The sequence below is a fragment of the Streptomyces sp. cmx-18-6 genome, from assembly GCF_046548915.1.
GTDB lineage: Bacteria > Actinomycetota > Actinomycetes > Streptomycetales > Streptomycetaceae > Streptomyces.
Map to the genome: position 1 here is coordinate 128,917 of NZ_JAEBEP010000001.1, position 16,382 is coordinate 145,298.

Annotated in this window: 15 protein-coding genes and 1 riboswitch; of the genes, 4 read left to right on the forward strand and 11 right to left on the reverse strand. The window is 71.2% G+C overall.

Annotated features, from left to right (window positions below):
- Nucleotides 1-108: 108 nt before the first annotated feature.
- On the forward strand, nt 109-1,392 hold the full coding sequence (locus ACLJPL_RS00580) for a glycosyltransferase 87 family protein (protein WP_411078636.1): 1,284 nt from the start codon (nt 109-111) through the stop codon (nt 1,390-1,392).
- On the opposite strand, the gene ACLJPL_RS00585 is transcribed toward ACLJPL_RS00580, so the two are convergent.
- The 5 genes from ACLJPL_RS00585 to ACLJPL_RS00605 all read right to left on the reverse strand — a co-directional run bounded on the left by ACLJPL_RS00585 (nt 1,368) and on the right by ACLJPL_RS00605 (nt 7,094).
- Nucleotides 1,368-2,624: a hypothetical protein gene (locus tag ACLJPL_RS00585; RefSeq protein ID WP_411078637.1), complete on the reverse strand. Its 1,257-nt coding sequence runs from the start codon at nt 2,622-2,624 to the stop codon at nt 1,368-1,370. The two genes, ACLJPL_RS00580 and ACLJPL_RS00585, sit on opposite strands and share 25 nt — an antisense overlap.
- A gap of 201 nt (nt 2,625-2,825) precedes the next feature.
- A complete protein-coding gene (locus ACLJPL_RS00590) occupies nt 2,826-3,854 on the reverse strand; it encodes an NlpC/P60 family protein (protein WP_411078638.1) in 1,029 nt (342 codons plus the stop codon).
- Nucleotides 3,855-4,107: 253 nt separating this feature from the next.
- Complete coding sequence (locus tag ACLJPL_RS00595) at nt 4,108-5,160, reverse strand: NlpC/P60 family protein (RefSeq protein WP_411078639.1); 1,053 nt, start codon at nt 5,158-5,160, stop codon at nt 4,108-4,110.
- A gap of 290 nt (nt 5,161-5,450) precedes the next feature.
- Nucleotides 5,451-6,812 carry an NYN domain-containing protein gene (locus ACLJPL_RS00600; RefSeq protein ID WP_411078640.1) on the reverse strand — a complete coding sequence of 454 codons (1,362 nt, stop codon included), beginning with the start codon at nt 6,810-6,812 and terminating at the stop codon, nt 5,451-5,453.
- Between the two features lie 39 nt (nt 6,813-6,851).
- Nucleotides 6,852-7,094, reverse strand: coding sequence for a hypothetical protein (locus ACLJPL_RS00605; RefSeq protein ID WP_015608051.1), 243 nt, complete (start codon nt 7,092-7,094; stop codon nt 6,852-6,854).
- A 194-nt stretch (nt 7,095-7,288) separates the two neighbouring features.
- Here ACLJPL_RS00605 and ACLJPL_RS00610 point away from each other — a divergent pair, with 194 nt between their 5' ends.
- Together ACLJPL_RS00610 and ACLJPL_RS00615 are read left to right on the forward strand one after the other, a co-directional pair.
- Nucleotides 7,289-8,035: a rhomboid family intramembrane serine protease gene (locus ACLJPL_RS00610; RefSeq protein ID WP_411078641.1), complete on the forward strand. Its 747-nt coding sequence runs from the start codon at nt 7,289-7,291 to the stop codon at nt 8,033-8,035.
- Nucleotides 8,032-8,313: an Lrp/AsnC family transcriptional regulator gene (locus tag ACLJPL_RS00615; protein ID WP_007451244.1), complete on the forward strand. Its 282-nt coding sequence runs from the start codon at nt 8,032-8,034 to the stop codon at nt 8,311-8,313. Before ACLJPL_RS00610 ends, ACLJPL_RS00615 begins: the two co-directional genes overlap by 4 nt.
- A gap of 103 nt (nt 8,314-8,416) precedes the next feature.
- Here ACLJPL_RS00615 and ACLJPL_RS00620 read toward each other — a convergent pair whose 3' ends face one another.
- From ACLJPL_RS00620 to ACLJPL_RS00645, 6 genes are all read right to left on the reverse strand, one after another.
- On the reverse strand, nt 8,417-9,796 hold the full coding sequence (locus ACLJPL_RS00620) for an aminotransferase class V-fold PLP-dependent enzyme (protein WP_411078642.1): 1,380 nt from the start codon (nt 9,794-9,796) through the stop codon (nt 8,417-8,419).
- A 373-nt stretch (nt 9,797-10,169) separates the two neighbouring features.
- Nucleotides 10,170-10,287: riboswitch (SAM riboswitch) on the reverse strand.
- 86 nt (nt 10,288-10,373) lie between these two features.
- Nucleotides 10,374-11,438 carry an anthranilate phosphoribosyltransferase gene (gene trpD, locus ACLJPL_RS00625; protein ID WP_411078643.1) on the reverse strand — a complete coding sequence of 355 codons (1,065 nt, stop codon included), beginning with the start codon at nt 11,436-11,438 and terminating at the stop codon, nt 10,374-10,376.
- 135 nt (nt 11,439-11,573) lie between these two features.
- The gene (locus ACLJPL_RS00630; protein ID WP_411078644.1) at nt 11,574-13,220 is read right to left on the reverse strand and encodes a cytochrome b; all 1,647 of its coding nucleotides are present in this window, start codon (nt 13,218-13,220) and stop codon (nt 11,574-11,576) included.
- Entirely contained in the window at nt 13,217-14,269 is a 1,053-nt protein-coding gene (locus ACLJPL_RS00635) for a Rieske 2Fe-2S domain-containing protein (RefSeq protein ID WP_411078645.1), read from the reverse strand. The genes ACLJPL_RS00630 and ACLJPL_RS00635 overlap by 4 nt, the downstream gene beginning before the upstream one ends.
- Nucleotides 14,266-15,075 carry a c-type cytochrome gene (locus ACLJPL_RS00640; RefSeq protein WP_411078646.1) on the reverse strand — a complete coding sequence of 270 codons (810 nt, stop codon included), beginning with the start codon at nt 15,073-15,075 and terminating at the stop codon, nt 14,266-14,268. Before ACLJPL_RS00640 ends, ACLJPL_RS00635 begins: the two co-directional genes overlap by 4 nt.
- Nucleotides 15,076-15,130: 55 nt before the next feature.
- Nucleotides 15,131-15,751: a heme-copper oxidase subunit III gene (locus tag ACLJPL_RS00645; protein WP_411078647.1), complete on the reverse strand. Its 621-nt coding sequence runs from the start codon at nt 15,749-15,751 to the stop codon at nt 15,131-15,133.
- Between the two features lie 187 nt (nt 15,752-15,938).
- Between ACLJPL_RS00645 and ACLJPL_RS00650 the strand changes: the two genes are divergently transcribed.
- Nucleotides 15,939-16,340 carry a hypothetical protein gene (locus ACLJPL_RS00650; RefSeq protein ID WP_411078648.1) on the forward strand — a complete coding sequence of 134 codons (402 nt, stop codon included), beginning with the start codon at nt 15,939-15,941 and terminating at the stop codon, nt 16,338-16,340.
- The last annotated feature ends 42 nt before the right edge of the window (nt 16,341-16,382 follow it).

A 16,382-nucleotide genomic window follows, 5' to 3' on the forward strand; every position in this document is an offset into this window, starting at 1 on the left:
CCGCTGGCGCCCTCGCCTCCCGGCATCATGGGCCGCCGGAACCTTGGCCGGAAACGACCAGATATGACCGTATCCGACCGGCGACGGCCGAAGACGATGAGGGCGGCGATGACCGGACGAGCACCCACCGGCGTACGACTCCTGCCGTACGGACTCCTGTCGTGCGGCCTCCTCCCGTACGCGGCCTGGGCCCTGACCCGGGCCGCGCTGCTGCTCTGCGTGTTCGGGGTGTTCACGGTCCCCGGGCCGGACGTCACGGTGGACGTGTCGGCGATCTACCGGGGCTGGTACGAGGTGCTGCTCACCGGCACGTACCCGCTGAACGACGTCACCTGGCAGTACCCGCCCGGGGCCGCGCTCGCCATCCTCTCCCCCGCGCTGCTGCCCTTCTGGGAGTACGCGACCGCCTTCTACGCCCTCGTGCTGCTCTGCGACGCGCTGGTGCTGGGGCTGCTGCTGTACGCCGGGCGGCGGCCGGGGATACGGCGGGCGGGCGCGTGGGTGTGGATCGCGGGGGTGCCGCTGCTGGGGCCGACCGTGTACGCCCGGTACGACCTGATGGTGACGGCGGTCGCGGTGGCGGCGCTGCTGGCGGGGGTGCGCCATCCCCGGGCGATGGGGGCGCTGGCCGCGTTCGGGGCGCTGCTGAAGGTGTGGCCGGCGCTGGTGCTGGTGGGGGTCCGGCGGGGGCGGCCGACCTGGGCGGCCTGGTCGGCGGCGGCGCTGACGGCGGGCGGTCTCGCGGTCTCCTTCGCGCTGTGGATGCCGGGGGCGTTCGCGTTCCTGGCGTTCCAGCGGGACCGGGGCCTGGAGATCGAGTCGCTGGGGGCGCTGTACTTCCACCTCGCACGGCATGTCGGCTGGGAGGGGCGGGTGGAGCTGCACTACGGCTCGATGGAGTTCCTCGGCCCGCACGTGGAGCTGGTCTCCACCCTGGCGCTGGGGCTGGCCGTGCTGGCGCTGGCCTGGCTGCTGGTGTGGCGGCTTCGGGCCCGTACGTTCGCCGTCCGCACCCCGGCCGACGCCGCGTTCACGGCGGTGCTGCTGTTCACCACGACGAGCCGGGTGATCAGCCCGCAGTACGTGGTGTGGCTGGTCGGGCTCGCGGCCGTCTGCCTGGCGTTCCGGGGGACCGCGATGATCCGGCCCGCCGTGCTGGTGCTGGTCGCGGCGGGGGTGACGGTGCTGGAGTTCCCGGTGGGCTTCGGGCAGGTGGTGGCGAGCGAGGCGTGGGGCGTGACGCTCCTGTTCGTACGGAACGGGCTGCTGGCGGCGGCCTCGCTGATCGCCGCCCGGCGGCTGTGGCGGGAGACGGTGCCGGGGGCGCGGTCGCGCGGGGAGGCCGGGGCGTCCCCGGCGCACGGGGGTCAGCCGAGCCGCTCGCTCAGGTAGTCGCGCCAGTCGGCGGTGAACTCCTCGGGCGTCGTGCCGAGCACCGCGTCCATCGCCTGCTCCACCGCCCCGTCCCGCTTCGGGTGGGCTCCCACGGCGGCGTAGAAGGCGGTCAGCTTCTCCTGGCCCCACCGCTCCGCGATGAGCGCGCACGCCATCCAGGCGCTCTCGTAGGCGCGCGCGAGCGCGGCCGGGTCGCCGTCGAAGCCGAAGTCCTCGTCCACGGGGAGGGCGGCGGGTACGTCGCCGCGCTGGACCGCGCCCGTCAGCTCCGGGGCGATCAGGTCGGGGGTGCGGTCCTCGGCCCGGTAGGCGGCCCAGTCGGCGAAGCCCTCGGAGAGCCAGACGGGGGTGGCAGCGGAGGTGCTGGTCCGGGTGGCGACATGGGTCGTCTCATGGGTCAGGACGACCCGCTGGCCGAAACTGCCGAGGGTGGCGTACGCCTGCGGGTTGACGATCACCCGGTCCGCGATGGCCGGGCGCTTCCCCGTGGTTCCGGCCTCGCCGGTGGTGACGGCGGCGATCCCCCGGTAGCTGGTCTCCGGGGAGCCCAGCAGCCCCGCCATCGACTCGGTGGAGTCCGGGACGAGCACCACCACCCGGCGCGCCCAGGACTGCGGCCAGGCGTCCGACACGGCCGGTACGGCGAGGTCCACGGTGTCCGCGATCTGGCGCAGCTCCTCCTCGCTCCGTCCGACGCCCAGGACGAGGCTGTGCGCGCCCCGGACGACGTCCACCTCCCCCTGGTGCCAGAGCTGGTCGGACGCGCCCTCGGCGGGCCGGTCGGCGTACACGGACCAGCGCCCGCCGTCCCGGCTGAGCTCCAGGGTGCGGCGGGTCGCCACGGGGGCGGTGTCGTACCCGGCGATCCGGTAGCGCAGCTCCACCTCCGCGGTGGCCCACTCGCCGTCCTGCTCGGTGATGCCCAGCACCTCGTACGTCCAGGACTCCAGCGGTACGTCGGCGAGGTTGGCGAACTCGGTGCGCTGGGCGGCCCGGAACTTGGCGGCTCCGGGGGCGAGGCCGTCGAGGTAGCCCGCCTGGTCGCGGGCGAGGACGGCGGCGGCCCGGTGCTCCAGGGCGGCGTCGATCTCGCGGGCGGTGAGGGAGGTGTTCGCGTCGGCGGGGGCCGTACAGGCGGAGGCGGTCAGCAGCGCGGCGAGCGCGAGGCCCGCCGCACGCCGTCGCCACCGGGGGCGTCCCCCTCGCGCGTCAGGTCTGCGTACGGCCACCCTGCCGATCGTACGGTCAGCGCCGGGAGGCGGCCGGACCCGGGCGGGCGGTCGGGGCCGGGTCCGGCCGGATCCGGTCGTGCGGTCGGATCCGGATCCGGTCGTACGGTCGCATCCGGATCCGGTCCTACGGTCATCCGGATCCGGTCCTACGGTCGCATCCGGGTCCGGTGGTACCGGTCGGATCCGGATGCCGATCGGTCAGATCCGGGTGACCGAGGAGACGGGCATCATGCCGACCGGGTCGTAGCGGATCGGGGCGCCGGGGTAGGGGGCGTGGATGACCTGGCCGTTGCCGACGTACATGCCGATGTGGCTGGCGTCGGCGCGGTAGGCGACCAGGTCGCCGGGCTGGGCCTGGGAGAGGGGCACCATGCGGCCCGCGTACCGCTGGGCCTGCGAGGTGCGGGGCAGGCTCACCCCGGCCTGCGCGTAGGCCCACTGCATGAGCCCGGAACAGTCGAAGCCGGAGGGCCCGTTCGCGCCCCACACGTACGGCTTGCCCAGCGCCTGCCGTACGGCGGCCACGGCCGACATGGCGCGGGGCGAACCGGGGGCGACGCCGGAGAGGTCGGGTGCGCCGTCGCGGCCGGTGCGGGAGGCCCGGTCCAGGGAGGCGCGGTCCTCGGCGGGCAGGGAGTTCAGCAGCTGCCGGGCCTGGCGGAGCTTGGCCTCGACGGCTCGTTTGTGGCGGGTGACGGCGGCCCGGTTCTGCTCCAGCTCGGTGAGGGCGCGGGTGGCCTCGGCGCGGGTCTGGGCGACCCTGCGCTGGGCCTGGCGGAGCTTGTCCAGGGTCAGCGACTGGCGCGCGCCGGCCCGGTCGAGGGCGGCGGCCCGCTCCAGATAGGTGTCCGGGTCGGAGGAGAGCAGCAGCGCGAGGGCGGGGTCGATGCCGCCGGTGCGGTACTGGGCGCCCGCCATCGCCCCGAGCGAGCCCCGCATCCGGTTGATCGACTCCTGGCCCCGGGCCGCCGCGTCCTGGGCCCGGTCCGCCTCGCCGCGCAGCCGGTCGACGCGCTCAGCGGCCTCGTTGAACCGCTCGGTGGCCTTCTCCGCCTCGCCGTAGAGCCGGTCGACGGCGGCCTTGGCGCTCTGCCGGGTGTCCTTGGGGTCGGCGCCGGCCGGGGCGGCGGTCAGGGTCGCGGCCGCGGTGGCGGCGGCCGCCGAGATGACCGTGACGCTGACGGCCCGGCCCCGTCCGGACGGTGTGGAACGGCGATGGGACACCACAGGTAGCCGCACTCCCTTCCGCTGACGCGGTAGCGCGCAGCCCCTGCCGCCCGGGAGGGCGGACCGATGACCGGGAGCTGCACAGCAGCCAGACAGTAATCGGACGACTACGCACCGGCCAAAGACCTCGCCGGTGGCGGAAGGGGCGGGATACGGCGCCGCCCCGCCGGTGACCTCGGTCTCCGGCGGGGCGGGGCGTCAATGCGGGGCGGGACGATTCCCTCGTTCGGGCGTCGCTCCCGGCGGCGTGGCGTCAGATGCGGACGCCGAACTGGAAGGTGCCCATGTAGTCCATCGACTCGTAGCGGACGACGGTGCCCGGCTTCGGGGCGTGCAGGACCTGGTTGTTGCCGGCGTAGAAGCCGACGTGCGACAGGCCGTTGAAGAAGACCAGGTCGCCCGGCCGGAGCTGGCTGCGGCCGATCCGCTGGCCGTCGTTCTGCTGGGTGTACGTGGTCCGGGTGATGGAGACGCCGGCCTGGGCGAAGGCCCACTGGGTCAGCCCGGAGCAGTCGTAGGAGTTGGGGCCCGAGCCGCCGGAGACGTACGGCTTGCCGAGCTGGGTGGCCGCGGCGGCGAGGGCGGCGGAGCCGAGGTTGGAGGCGGGGGCCTCGTTGCCGCGGGGCGCGTCCTTGCTGAGCTGGACCCGCTCGCTGGTGGCGCGGCTGGCGCGCTCCTTCGCCGCCTCCTCCTCCTGGATCTTCGCCCGCTCGGCCTCGGTCAGGCTGTTGAGCAGTCGCTGCGCGTCGGCCAGCTTGCCCTGGAACTTCTTCTTGTTCTCGCCGAGCGCCTTGCGGACGTCGGCGAGGTCGCCGAGCTTGTCCTGGGCTTCCTTGCGCTGCTGGGCCAGGGTGCGCTGCTTGGCCTGGATCTTCTGGAGGGACTCCGTCTGCTTGACCGTGAGCTGGTCGAGCGCGGAAGCCTGGTCGAGGAAGCTGTCCGGGTCCGAGGCGAGGAAGAGGGCGACCGAGGGGTCGATGCCGCCGGAGCGGTACTGCGCGGTGGCGATGGAACCCAGCTCGCCGCGCAGGGAGTTGAGCTCGTCCTGTCCGCGGGCCACCTTGTCCTGCAGCGCGTCGACCTGCTTCTTGAGCTTGTCCTGCTGCTCCTTGGCCCCGTTGTACTTCTCGGTGGCCGCCTCGGCCTCGTGGTAGAGCTTGTCGACCTTCGCCTTGACTTCGTTCTTGCTCGGCTTGGGGTCGGCGTGGGCGGCCTGGGAGGTCAGGGCCACGGCCGCGGCGGCGGTCGCGGTGAGCACGGTCACGCGAGTGCGGCTCGGCTGCTTGGGACGACGGTGGGACGCCACGAAGGCGAGCTCCTTCTTCCTCAGAGCCGCCTACCGGGCTGTGGGGAGAGAATCCCCGGCTCCGTGGACTCACGGACTCGGCGGTTCCTTCGCCGCCACCCCCAATGAGTGATCAACCGTGCGAAGGTTCGAGCCCTGACCCTAGTGACCATCTTGTGATCAGTTCAAATCCTCACAGGATTTTTCTTGTCACACCGGCCACTTCTTTACTCTCACCCCACCACGTGTAGCGGCGACTTGACGGTACGTTCCCAGAAATGCGGCATGCCACACATGTCGTACATCTGCGCCTAGACGCGCGAAAGGCGCTTCAGGAGCAAGACGGACGCGACGGGCCTGGCCCCGGCCTTGGCCACCCCGTCCGCGACCTCGCGGTCGGTGGAGACGACCACCACGGGCCGCCCCGGCGGTTCCGCACGGGCCAGTTGGCGGATCAGCTCGTCCGCGGTGACCCCCGCCCTGCTGAACAGCACCCGCACCCCGCGCGGCGGCGCGAGCAGCACCGGAGCGGCCAGTTCCGCGCCGTCGAACACACAGGTCATCTCGGCCCCGGTCTGCGCGGCGAGCACCGAGAGGCCGCCCAGCAGCCGCAACCGCTGCTTCTCCAGCGGCATCTGGGGATAGCCGGTCTTGGTGACGTTGTACCCGTCCACGATGAGGTGCGCCTGCGGCAGGGCCAGCAGCTGGTCGAGCAGCGCCGGGTCCGTCTCGGAAAGCGCCCTGGCGGCGATGTCCTTGGGCGACATCCGCCCCGGCTCCACCGCGTCCACGCTGTCGGCCGGGCGGGTCGTCACCGGCGGGAGCGCCAGCTCGCGCCGGAGCCCCGAGGCCGCGTCCAGGACCGTGTCCAGGAGCAGCCGCAGCCGCATGTCCTCCATCGAGCGCCCCTCACGGGAGGCCCTGCGGCCCGCTTCGAGGGCGGCCTCGGCCTCCCCGAGCCTGCCCTTGAGCCGGCGGGACTCGCTCTCGGCGGCGGAGAGCTGGGCGGCCGCCTCGGCCCGCTGGGCGTCGGCCTCGGCGACACCGCGGCGCAGGGCGGCCTCCCCGCGCTTCACCTCGCTGAGCGCGCTGCGCAGTTTGCGGTGCAGCGCCTCGGACTCCTTGCGGGCCGCGTCCAGTTCGGCGCGCAACCGCTCGGTCTCGGTACGGGTGTGGGCGCGGGCCCGCTCCAGCTCCTCGCGCAACTGCTCCAGCTCGCGCCGGGTCTCCTCGTCCACCCGCTCCGCGTCGGCCCGCTGGACCTCCTCGCCGGCCGCCTCGACCAGCTTGACCCAGCCCGTGGGGCGCAGCACATAGGCGGCGGCGGCCACATCGACGGGATCGGCGGCCGCGGGCGGCGAACCGGCCTCCAGCGCACCGGCCAGCTCCGGCTGGGCCTGGCTCAGCCGCTCACCGATCCGCTGCCGGAAGAGCGAGTCGCTCTCCAGGGCGGCGGCCATCGCGTTGCCGGCGAACTTGGCCCGCCGGGTCGGGGTGAACCGGGCGTACTGCCGCAACTGGGCGGGCAGTTCGGCCACGGTCAGACCGCCGAAGGCGTCCGCGACCAGGGCGACGACCCGCCGCCGTACGCCCTCGGGCAGCGGACGGTCGAGCGCCTCTGCGCCGCCGTCGGCCGCGTCGGCCGGTTCGGCGCCGCTGGTCGGCTGATCCACCGTCCGTCACCCCATAGTTATGTCTGTCGGTGCGCTCCCTCAGGAGGCGGCACCCGGCCTGTCCACCAGTTCGATCTGATCCACCGCATTGCACCAACGACAGCGGACCGACTCGATGGTCTCACTGACCACCTCCCGCTCCTCGACACTCGACTCACCGGCCAGGTCGAGATGCACGTACTCCACGACCTTGGAGGACCGCGTCACGTCGAAGCGCGTGAGATTGCCGCACAGGGTGCAGCGCCAGCGGGTCCCATCGGTCGGCAGGGGAACCGTCGTCATCGTTGCGTCCTCTTTCGTCGTCTACGACAGCGCGCGCCGGGCGCGCCGCCGCGTCGCTTCCTGTCCTACGTCAAGGATCTCGCGGTGCGCCGTCGAACTGCGGAAGTCCTGGCGTAACCCTACGGCCTCGCGTATAGGCATCGACACGGCGAGGCGCTTCCTCCCGGTTGCCTCCGGTACGTCATGCTCTGTACATGATCGACTGGCGGCGGGCGGAGCGGCGGGCCGGGGCGGTCCGGGAGCGGGCGGCGGCGGGCGGGGCGCCGGTGACGTACGGGCTGATCGCCCTGTGCTGCGCGATCTTCCTGATCAGCCCGCTGGCCGGATTCAGCGCCTCCTACGGCGGCAAGGACGCCCTGCTCGCCGCCCAGGCCGGGTACTTCGAGCGGTGGGGGGTGATCCCGGCCGAGCTGTGGGAGGGCTCGGCGCGCGCCCTGCTCACCCCGTTCACCGCGCTGTTCGTGCACGGCAGCTGGCTGCACCTGCTGGGCAACCTGCTCTTCCTGTACGTGTTCGGGGCGATGGCCGAGGAACGCATGGGCCGGGTGCCGTTCGCCCTCTTCTACGTGGGGTGCGGCTACCTGGCGCTGGTCTGCTACGCGGCGGTGCACGCGGACTCCGGGCAGACGCTGGTCGGCGCGTCGGGGGCGATCTCGGCGGTGCTCGGCGCGTTCCTGTACCTGTTCCCGAGGGCCCGGGTGACCAGCCTGTTCCCGTTCCTCTTCTTCCTGCCGCTGCGGTTCCCCGCCTGGATCGTGCTGGTGTTCTGGTTCGGGCTCCAGTGGGCGGCGGCCCAGGCGGCGGACGCGGGCCCGGGGGTGGCGTATCTGGCGCATGTGGCGGGGTTCGCGGCGGGGTTCCTGTACGCCTGGGTGCGGTATCGGCGTGGGGCTAGAGTTGGGACTCCAGCCACGGCCACCGAGGGAGACAGCCAGCCGTGATCACCGCGATCGTGCTCATCAAGACCAGCGTGGACCGGATTCCGGAGATCGCCGAGGCCATCGCCGCGCTGGACAGCGTCAGCGAGGTCTTCTCCGTCACCGGCACCTACGACCTGATCGCCATGGTCCGGGTCGCCAAGCACGACGACCTGGCCGATGTCATCCCCGGCCGGATCAGCAAGATCCCGGGCGTCGAGGGCACGGACACGCATGTGGCGTTCCGGACGTACTCCCAGCACGACCTGGAAGCGGCGTTCGCCATCGGCCTCGACGCCTAGGACCGTACGCGACCGGCCTGGACGCGCGGGGCCACCGTACGCACCTCGGCCGGGGACGGGCGCGCCGCCCGTCCCCGGCCGAGGTGTTTCCGTACGTCCGTCCTCAGACCTGGGCGGCCGTGCCCCGGTCCGGGACGCAACGGCCGTCCTCGGTGCGGTACTTCCACTGGGCGCCCTCGCGGACCAGCTCGGTGACCGCGCGCAGGAACCGGTCGATGTGCTCGTCCGGCGTACCGGCCCCGAAGCTGACCCGGATCGCGTTGAGGGACCGCTCGCCCGGCTCGGCCTCCGGCGCACCGCACTCGCCCGGGTCCTGCGGCTCGCTGCCCAGGAGGGTGCGCACCAGCGGGTGGGCGCAGAAGAGGCCGTCGCGGACGCCGATGCCGTACTCGGCGGAGAGGGCGGCGGCGAAGTGCGAGCTGTTCCAGCCGCGCACCACGAAGGAGATGACGCCGACCCGGGGGGCGTCGTCTCCGAAGAGCGAGAGCACCTGGACCTCGGGGACCTCCGCGAGCCCCTCACGGACCCGGGTCACGAGCTGCTGCTCCCGGGCGACCAGATTGTCGAAGCCCGCCTCGGTCAGGGCCTTGCAGGCGGAGGCGATGGAGTAGACGCCGATCACGTTGGGCGAGCCGGCCTCGTGGCGGGCGGCCGTGGTGTGCCAGTCGACGTCCACGCCGCCGTCCGCGCGCCGGGCGACCTTGCGGGACGCGCCGCCGCCGGCGAGGTACGGCTCGGCTGCCTGGAGCCAGTCGGCGCGGCCCGCGAGGACGCCGGAGCCGAAGGGCGCGTACAGCTTGTGGCCGGAGAACGCGACCCAGTCGACGTCCAGTTCGGCGATGTCGACCGGGTGGTGCGGGGCGAGCTGGGCGGCGTCCAGGACGATCCGGGCGCCGTGCGCGTGGGCGGCGGCGGCCAGTTCCCTGACCGGCCACAGCTCGCCGGTGACGTTGGACGCGCCGGTCACGCAGACCAGGGCGGGGCCGTAGGGGTCGCGGTCCGCGAGGGCGCGCTCCAGGGTCTCCACCGCCTGGCCCGGGGTGCGGGGCGCGTTGAGGTAGGTGACCTGGGCGTCGCGCCAGGGCAGCAGGGAGGCGTGGTGCTCGGTCTCGTACACGAACACCTGGCAGTTCGCGGGGATCGCGGCGGCCAGCAGGTTGAGGGAGTCGGTCGTGGAGCGGGTGAAGACCACCTGGTCCTCCGCGCGGCAGCCGAGGAACTCCGCGACGGTGCGGCGGCTGTTCTCGAAGAGGTCGGTGGAGAGCTGCGAGAGGTATCCGGCGCCGCGGTGGACGCTGCCGTAGTACGGGGCGTAGGCGGCGACGTCGTCCCAGACCCGCTGGAGGGCCGGGGCGCTGGCGGCGTAGTCGAGTGCGGCGTAGGTGACTTCACCGCCGGTGACGAGCGGAACGGTGACGTCCTGGCCCAGAACGGGCAGCGGGGAACAAACCGACGAGTCGAGGGCAGCGGTGGAGACGGACATGGCGAACTCCCGTAACAGGCAGGCGAAATCCACGCGCCTGCGGATACGCGGCGGCGCGGAGAAGGAAGGGAAAAGAGGGTGCGCTGAAGAAGGGCGGTCAGCTCAGGGCGGGAAGAAGCCCTGGGACGAGCCCTAGGGGGTGTCCGGCGGATCAGGGCCGGATAGGCCGCGGCGTCTGGTGCGGTGCGTCGCAAGGCGCTGGAACGTCCTCATCGCGGAGCGATTCGGGCGTTCCGGCAACGCCGCGAGGTGCCATGCCAGGCGTCGCGGACCCGGTCAAGATCCGCCGGACGCCCCCTAGCGCATTCGCTTGCTCACAAGAGGCTCCCTAGGGACCAGGACCCCGGGGGCTGGCATCCGCTGGATGCCGAGGGGCCCGCGCTTGCCGCAGACCTCGCTGCCTACGGCCTGGTCTTCACCCGGGGCACCCCGCCACGGACGGAGGGTTGCCGGACAGCGGGCCGGGGCCGTAGTCGCTGTCACTCATGACCTGCGCAGCATTTTGCCATATGTATGCGGACGCGCAAGGGCGCAGTCCGGCATCCGGACTGCGCCCTGTGTCACACCCGTGCGCCCCTCAGTCGTTGCTGGCCGCCACCCAGCGCTCCAGCGCGCGCTTGGCCGCACCGGAGTCGACCGCCTCGGCCGCCACGGTGATCTTCGCCGCGATCTGCTCCGTCAGCGTGCCGGGCCCCGGGTCCAGCGCGACCAGCGCCGCCGCCGAGTTGAGCAGCACCGCCTCACGGACGGCTCCGCCCTCCCCGTCCAGGAGGCGGCGGGCGACATCGGCGTTGTACGAGGCGTCGGCCCCGCGCAGCGCCTCCACGGGCACCAGCGTCAGGCCGACGTCGCGCGGGTCGAAGGGCTCCTCGCGCACCTCTCCCTCGCGGACCACCCAGACCCGCGAAGTGGCGGTGGTGGTCAGCTCGTCGAGCCCGTCGTCGCCGCGGAAGACCAGCGCCGAGTTGCCCCGGCCGGCCAGCACGCCCGCGACGATGGGCGCCATCCGCGCGTCGGCCACCCCGACCGCCTGGGCGCGGACCTGGGCCGGGTTGGTGAGGGGGCCCAGGATGTTGAACGTGGTCTGCGCGCCGAGTTCCCGGCGGGCCTTGGCGGCGTACCGCAGGGCGGGGTGGAACTTCACGGCGAAGCAGAACGTGATGCCCGCCCGCTCGGCGACCTCGACCACCCGCTGCGGGGTCAGCTCCAGGTTGACGCCGAGCTTCTCCAGTACGTCGGAGGAGCCGCTCGCGGAGGAGGCGGCCCGGTTGCCGTGCTTGACGACCTTGGCCCCGGTCCCGGCGATGACGATCGCGGACATGGTGGAGATGTTGACCGTCTTGGCGAGGTCGCCGCCGGTGCCGACGATGTCGACGGTGCGGCCCGGCACATGGATGGTGTTGGCGTGCGCGTACATCGCGCGCACCAGACCGGTGACCTCGTCGACGGTCTCGCCCTTGGCCCGCAGCGCGACCGCGAAGCCGGCGATCTGCGCGTCGGTCGCCTCGCCGCTCATGATGCGGTCCATCGCCCAGGCGGTGTCCTCGGAAGACAGGTTCTCGCCGCGCAGCAGGGGGTTCAGCAGGCCGGGCCAGGAACGGTCCGCCACGCTGTCGCCGCCGCTCGGGGTCCAGACGTTCATGGTCCGCTCCAGGGGTCCACAGCCGGTAAAGAGACGGCTCCACCCTATCCAGCCGCCGGGACCGCGAAGAGCCCCGTCCATCGAATGGACGGGGCTCTCACGGTGGCGATCAGGTCAGGCGGTCAGGCCGGGCGATCAGTGGTGGCCGTGGCCCGAGGTGATCTCCTTGTACTCCTCCGCGGTGGGCTTGGCGATCTGGTTGTCCTCGCCGAAGTAGCCCTTGCTGAGCTTGGCCCGCACCTTCTGGACCGGGGAGATCTTGCGCTTGACGCCGTTCTCGTCGACCTCGGGGCCGAGTTCGACGGGCTTGTACTGCTCGTGCGCGGTGAGCGTGTGCAGCTGCCCCGGGGAGAGCGGCTCGTGGATCTCCACGAACTCACCGTGCGGCAGGCGCTTGATGATGCCGGTCTCGCGACCGTGCAGCACCTTCTCCCGGTCGCGGCGCTGGAGGCCGAGACAGATCCGCTTGGTGACGATGAACGCGATGACCGGTCCGGCGAAGAGGAAGATCCGGACGAACCAGGAGATGGCGTTCAGCGACAGATGGAAGTGCGTGGCCCACAGGTCGTTGCCGCCGCCGACGAGACCGATGAAGTACACCGTGATCCAGGCGACGCCGAGGGCCGTACGGGTCGGGGCGTTGCGCGGGCGGTCCAGGATGTGGTGCTCGCGCTTGTCCCCGGTGATCCAGGACTCGACGAACGGGTAGATCGCCGGCAGGGAGAGCAGCAGACCGAAGACGACCAGCGGGATGAATACGCCCAGGTTGAGCGTGTGACCCCAGAAGACGATCTCCCAGCCCGGCATGACACGGACCAGCCCCTCGGCGAAGCCCATGTACCAGTCGGGCTGCGCGCCGGTGGACACCTGGTCCGGGCGGTACGGGCCGAGCGCCCAGATCGGGTTGATCGTGGCGATGGCCGAGATGACCGCGATGATGCCGAAGACCAGGAAGAAGAACCCTCCGGCCTTCGCCATGTAGACCGGCAGCAGCGGCATGCCGACGACGTTCTTGTTGGTCCGGCCGGGGCCCGCGAACTGCGTGTGCTTGTGGTAGAAGACCAGGATCAGGTGGGCCACCAGCAGCCCGAGCATGATGCCCGGCAGCAGCAGGATGTGGATCGAGTAGAACCGGGCCACGAAGTCGTGGCCGGGGAACTCGCCGCCGAACAGGAACATCGAGATGTACGTGCCGACGATCGGCACGGACAGGATCGCGCCCTGCGTGAAGCGGACGCCCGTACCGGAGAGCAGGTCGTCCGGGAGGGAGTAGCCGGTGAAGCCGGTGAACATGCCCAGCACGAAGAGCAGGAAGCCGAACAGCCAGTTGATCTCGCGCGGCTTGCGGAAGGCGCCCGTGAAGAAGACGCGCATCATGTGCACGAACATCGCGGCCAGGAAGATCAGCGCGCCCCAGTGGTGGATCTGCCGCACGAGCAGACCACCGCGGACCTCGAAGCTGATCTTCAGCGTGGAGGCGTACGCCTCCGACATCCGGATGCCCTGCATGGGCTCGTACGGGCCGTGGTAGACGACCTCGGTCATGCTCGGCTGGAAGAACAGCGTCAGATACACACCCGTGAGGATGATGATGATGAAGCTGTAGAGCGCGACCTCACCGAGCATGAAGGACCAGTGGTCCGGGAAGATCTTGCGCATGTTGGCCTTGGCCAGGCCGTAGATGCCGAGCCGGCCGTCCGCCCAGTCGGCGACCCGCTCGCCCGCGGGCGCCTTGCGCTGTCCCGCCGGGTCGGCGGACTCGTTCGTTGCTGCAGTACTCATCCGCGCTCCCAGAAGGAAGGGCCGACGGGCTCGTCGAAGTCACCGAGCGCCTCGAGGTTGCCCTCGCTGTTCACGCCGATCCGCAGCTGCGGGAGCGCGTGGCCGGCCGGACCGAAGATGACGCGGGCGCCGTCGGAGAGGTCGAAGGTGGACTGGTGGCACGGGCAGAGCACGTGGTGTGTCTGCTGCTCGTACAGGCTGATGGGACAGCCGACGTGGGTGCAGATCTTGGAGAACGCGACGACGCCCTCGTGGGCCCAGTCGCGCTGGCGCTTGTCCTTGATGTCGTCCGGCTCGATGCGGACGATCATCAGGGCGGCCTTGGCGATCTGCGACAGGAAGTCGTGCGAGTCCTCCTCCAGGCCCTGGGGCATGGCGAAGGTCAGCGAGCCGACGGTGACGTGCTCGGGGCGCAGCGGCTCCATCGTGTTCATGTTGACGAGGACCTTGCCCTTTTCCCACAGGGTGGTCCGGAGCTTCTTCTCCGGCAGCGGGCCGAGGTCGCGCAGCAGCACCACACCGGAGAGCGGCACCAGGGCCAGCGCGCCGAACATGGTGGTGCGGATCAGCTTGCGCCGGCCGATCGCGGACTCCTCGGCCCCGGCCTTGAAGTCGGCCATGACCTGGGCCTTGACCTCGGCCGGAGCCTCGATCGGGTGGCGTTCGGCGGCGACCTCGACGTCGGACATCAGGGTGCGCGCCCAGTGGACGGCGCCCGCGCCGATGAAGAAGAGGGCGAAGCCGAGCGTCAGCCCCAGGGAGAAGTTGAGCGCGCTCACATGGCCGAAGGGCCAGATGTAAACGATCTTGTCCACCGGGAAGATGACGTAGGAGGCGATGAAGCCCACCGTCGACAGCATCGAGAGGGTGAACATGAACGCGACGGCCCGCTCGGAGCGGTTCGCGGCGCGTTCGTCGAGGTCCTGGATGCGCGGCTGGTGGGCCGGCAGTCCCGGGTCGGCGAACGGGTCGTCCGTACCCTCGACCGCGCCGTGCACGGTCTCCTGCAGCACTGGCAGGTTGTCTTCTGGAATCTGTTGGCTACTCATGACTTCTTGGCCTTAGCGGTGTGGGCCGCGACCCAGATGGCAGTTGCGATGAGCGCGCCGAGCCCGAAGATCCAGGCGAACAGACCTTCGCTGACCGGGCCCAGGCCGCCGAGGGAGAGGCCACCGGGGCTCGCCGTCTCCGCACCGTTCACGGTCTGGATGTACGCGATGATGTCCTTCTTCTCCTGCTCCGGCATCGTCGTGTCGGGGAAGGAGGGCATGCTCTGCGGGCCGGTCTGCATGGCCTCGTAGATGTGCTTCGGGCTCACGCCTTCGAGGTCCGGGGCGAACTTGCCCTTGGTCAGCGCGCCGCCCTTACCCGTGAAGTTGTGGCACTGGGCGCAGTTGTTGCGGAACAGTTCGCCACCCTTGGCGATGTTCGCGCCGGCCGGGTCGACCTGCTTGTCGGTCGGCGTGATCGGGCCGGCGCCGAGCGACGCGACGTACGCCGCGAGCTGGTCGATCTGCGCCTGGCTGTAGATGACCGGCTTCTTCGGTACCTGGGCGCCCGGCTGCTGCGCGGGCATACGGCCCGTACCGACCTGGAAGTCGACGGCGGCGGAGCCGACGCCCACGAGGGACGGCCCGTCGGTGGTGCCCTGACCGCCGGTTCCGTGGCAGCTGGCGCAGCCTACGGTGTAGAGCTTCTTGCCCTCGTCGATGGCGAGGGACTGGGCGGTTTCATCGGCCTGCGCCTTGCCCGCAGGCGCGAACGCGGCGTACAGCCCCCCGGTGGCCGCCAGCGCGAGGAGTAGTACGACGACCGCCGCCAGCGGATGGCGTCGTCGTGCGGAGAGCTTTTTCACGGATTACCCCGGTGTCAGGATCTTCTGCGTCGATGGTGGGTGGGTGCGAGCCCGGTTACTTGATCATGTAGATCGTTGCGAACAGGCCGATCCACACCACATCGACGAAGTGCCAGTAGTAGGACACGACGATGGCTGCGGTCGCCTGGTCATGAGTGAACCTCTTGGCTGCGTACGTTCTGCCGAGTACCAGCAGGAAGGCGATGAGACCGCCTGTCACGTGCAGACCGTGGAAGCCGGTGGTCAGGTAGAACACCGAGCCGTACGGGTCGGACGACAGGGACAGCCCCGCGTCCTTGACCAGCTCGGTGTACTCCAGTACCTGGCCGCCGATGAAGATCGAACCCATCACGAACGTCACGATGAACCAGGTGCGGAGCTTCTTCACATCGCCCCGCTCGGCGGCGAACACGCCGAGCTGGCAGGTGAGTGAGGAGAGCACCAGGATCGTGGTGTTCGTGGCCGAGAACGGGAAGTTCAGATGACCGGCCATCTCCTTCCAGTAAACGGGTCCCATCACCGATCGCAGGGTGAAGTACATCGCGAAGAGGGCCGCGAAGAACATCAGCTCGGAACTCAACCAGATGATGGTTCCGACGCTGGTGAGGTTCGGCCGATTGACCGACGGGTGCGCGTGCCCGGTTTCTACTGTCGTTGCTGTCGCCACGACCGACATTATGTCGGTCGCTTATCCCGCCCTCACTCCGGGGGGTGCCGTTCGGTGTGTCAGTCCCGTGTGTCCTGCCCGAACGGCCCATCGAATCGGCGTCCTTACCGGTGCTGACGGCCGGTCGACCGGAGTACGATCCGCGCATCGGTTCATGCCCCGAGAGCCCCGAAGACACAGATGTCACGGAGGAACAATGCAGGCGACCGCCACGGTCCTGGTCTACAGCGACGACGCCAACATCCGCGAGCAGGTGAAGCTGGCGGCAGGTCGCAGGCCCGCCGCCGACGTGCCACCGGTGAAGTTCCTGGAGTGCGCGACGCTTCCGGCCGTCCTGGCGGCGCTGGACGGCGGCGGGATCGACGTCTGCGTCCTGGACGGCGAGACCGCTCCCATCGGCGGCATGGGCGTCTGCCGGCAGATCAAGGACGAGATCTTCGACTGCCCGCCGGTGCTCCTGCTGATCGGCCGCCCGCAGGACGCGTGGCTGGCCACCTGGAGCCGTGCGGAGGCCGCGGTGACGCTGCCGGTGGACCCGGTGGAGTTCGCGGACGCGCTGGCGGCGCTGCTGCGCCGCCGGCTGGCTGTCGGGGCCTGAGGGGCCCCTGTGAGCCGCTGAGGGGCGCCCCGCACTGCGGGG

Coding starts and splice junctions, on each gene's coding strand:
- ACLJPL_RS00580 (WP_411078636.1), top strand. CDS start 109: ATGACCGGACGAGCACCCACCGGCGTACGACTCCTGCCGTACGGACTC.
- ACLJPL_RS00605 (WP_015608051.1), bottom strand. CDS start 7,094: ATGACGACGGTTCCCCTGCCGACCGATGGGACCCGCTGGCGCTGCACC.
- ACLJPL_RS00610 (WP_411078641.1), top strand. CDS start 7,289: ATGATCGACTGGCGGCGGGCGGAGCGGCGGGCCGGGGCGGTCCGGGAG.
- ACLJPL_RS00620 (WP_411078642.1), bottom strand. CDS start 9,796: ATGTCCGTCTCCACCGCTGCCCTCGACTCGTCGGTTTGTTCCCCGCTG.
- trpD (WP_411078643.1), bottom strand. CDS start 11,438: ATGAACGTCTGGACCCCGAGCGGCGGCGACAGCGTGGCGGACCGTTCC.
- ACLJPL_RS00630 (WP_411078644.1), bottom strand. CDS start 13,220: ATGAGTACTGCAGCAACGAACGAGTCCGCCGACCCGGCGGGACAGCGC.
- ACLJPL_RS00635 (WP_411078645.1), bottom strand. CDS start 14,269: ATGAGTAGCCAACAGATTCCAGAAGACAACCTGCCAGTGCTGCAGGAG.
- ACLJPL_RS00645 (WP_411078647.1), bottom strand. CDS start 15,751: ATGTCGGTCGTGGCGACAGCAACGACAGTAGAAACCGGGCACGCGCAC.
- ACLJPL_RS00650 (WP_411078648.1), top strand. CDS start 15,939: ATGCAGGCGACCGCCACGGTCCTGGTCTACAGCGACGACGCCAACATC.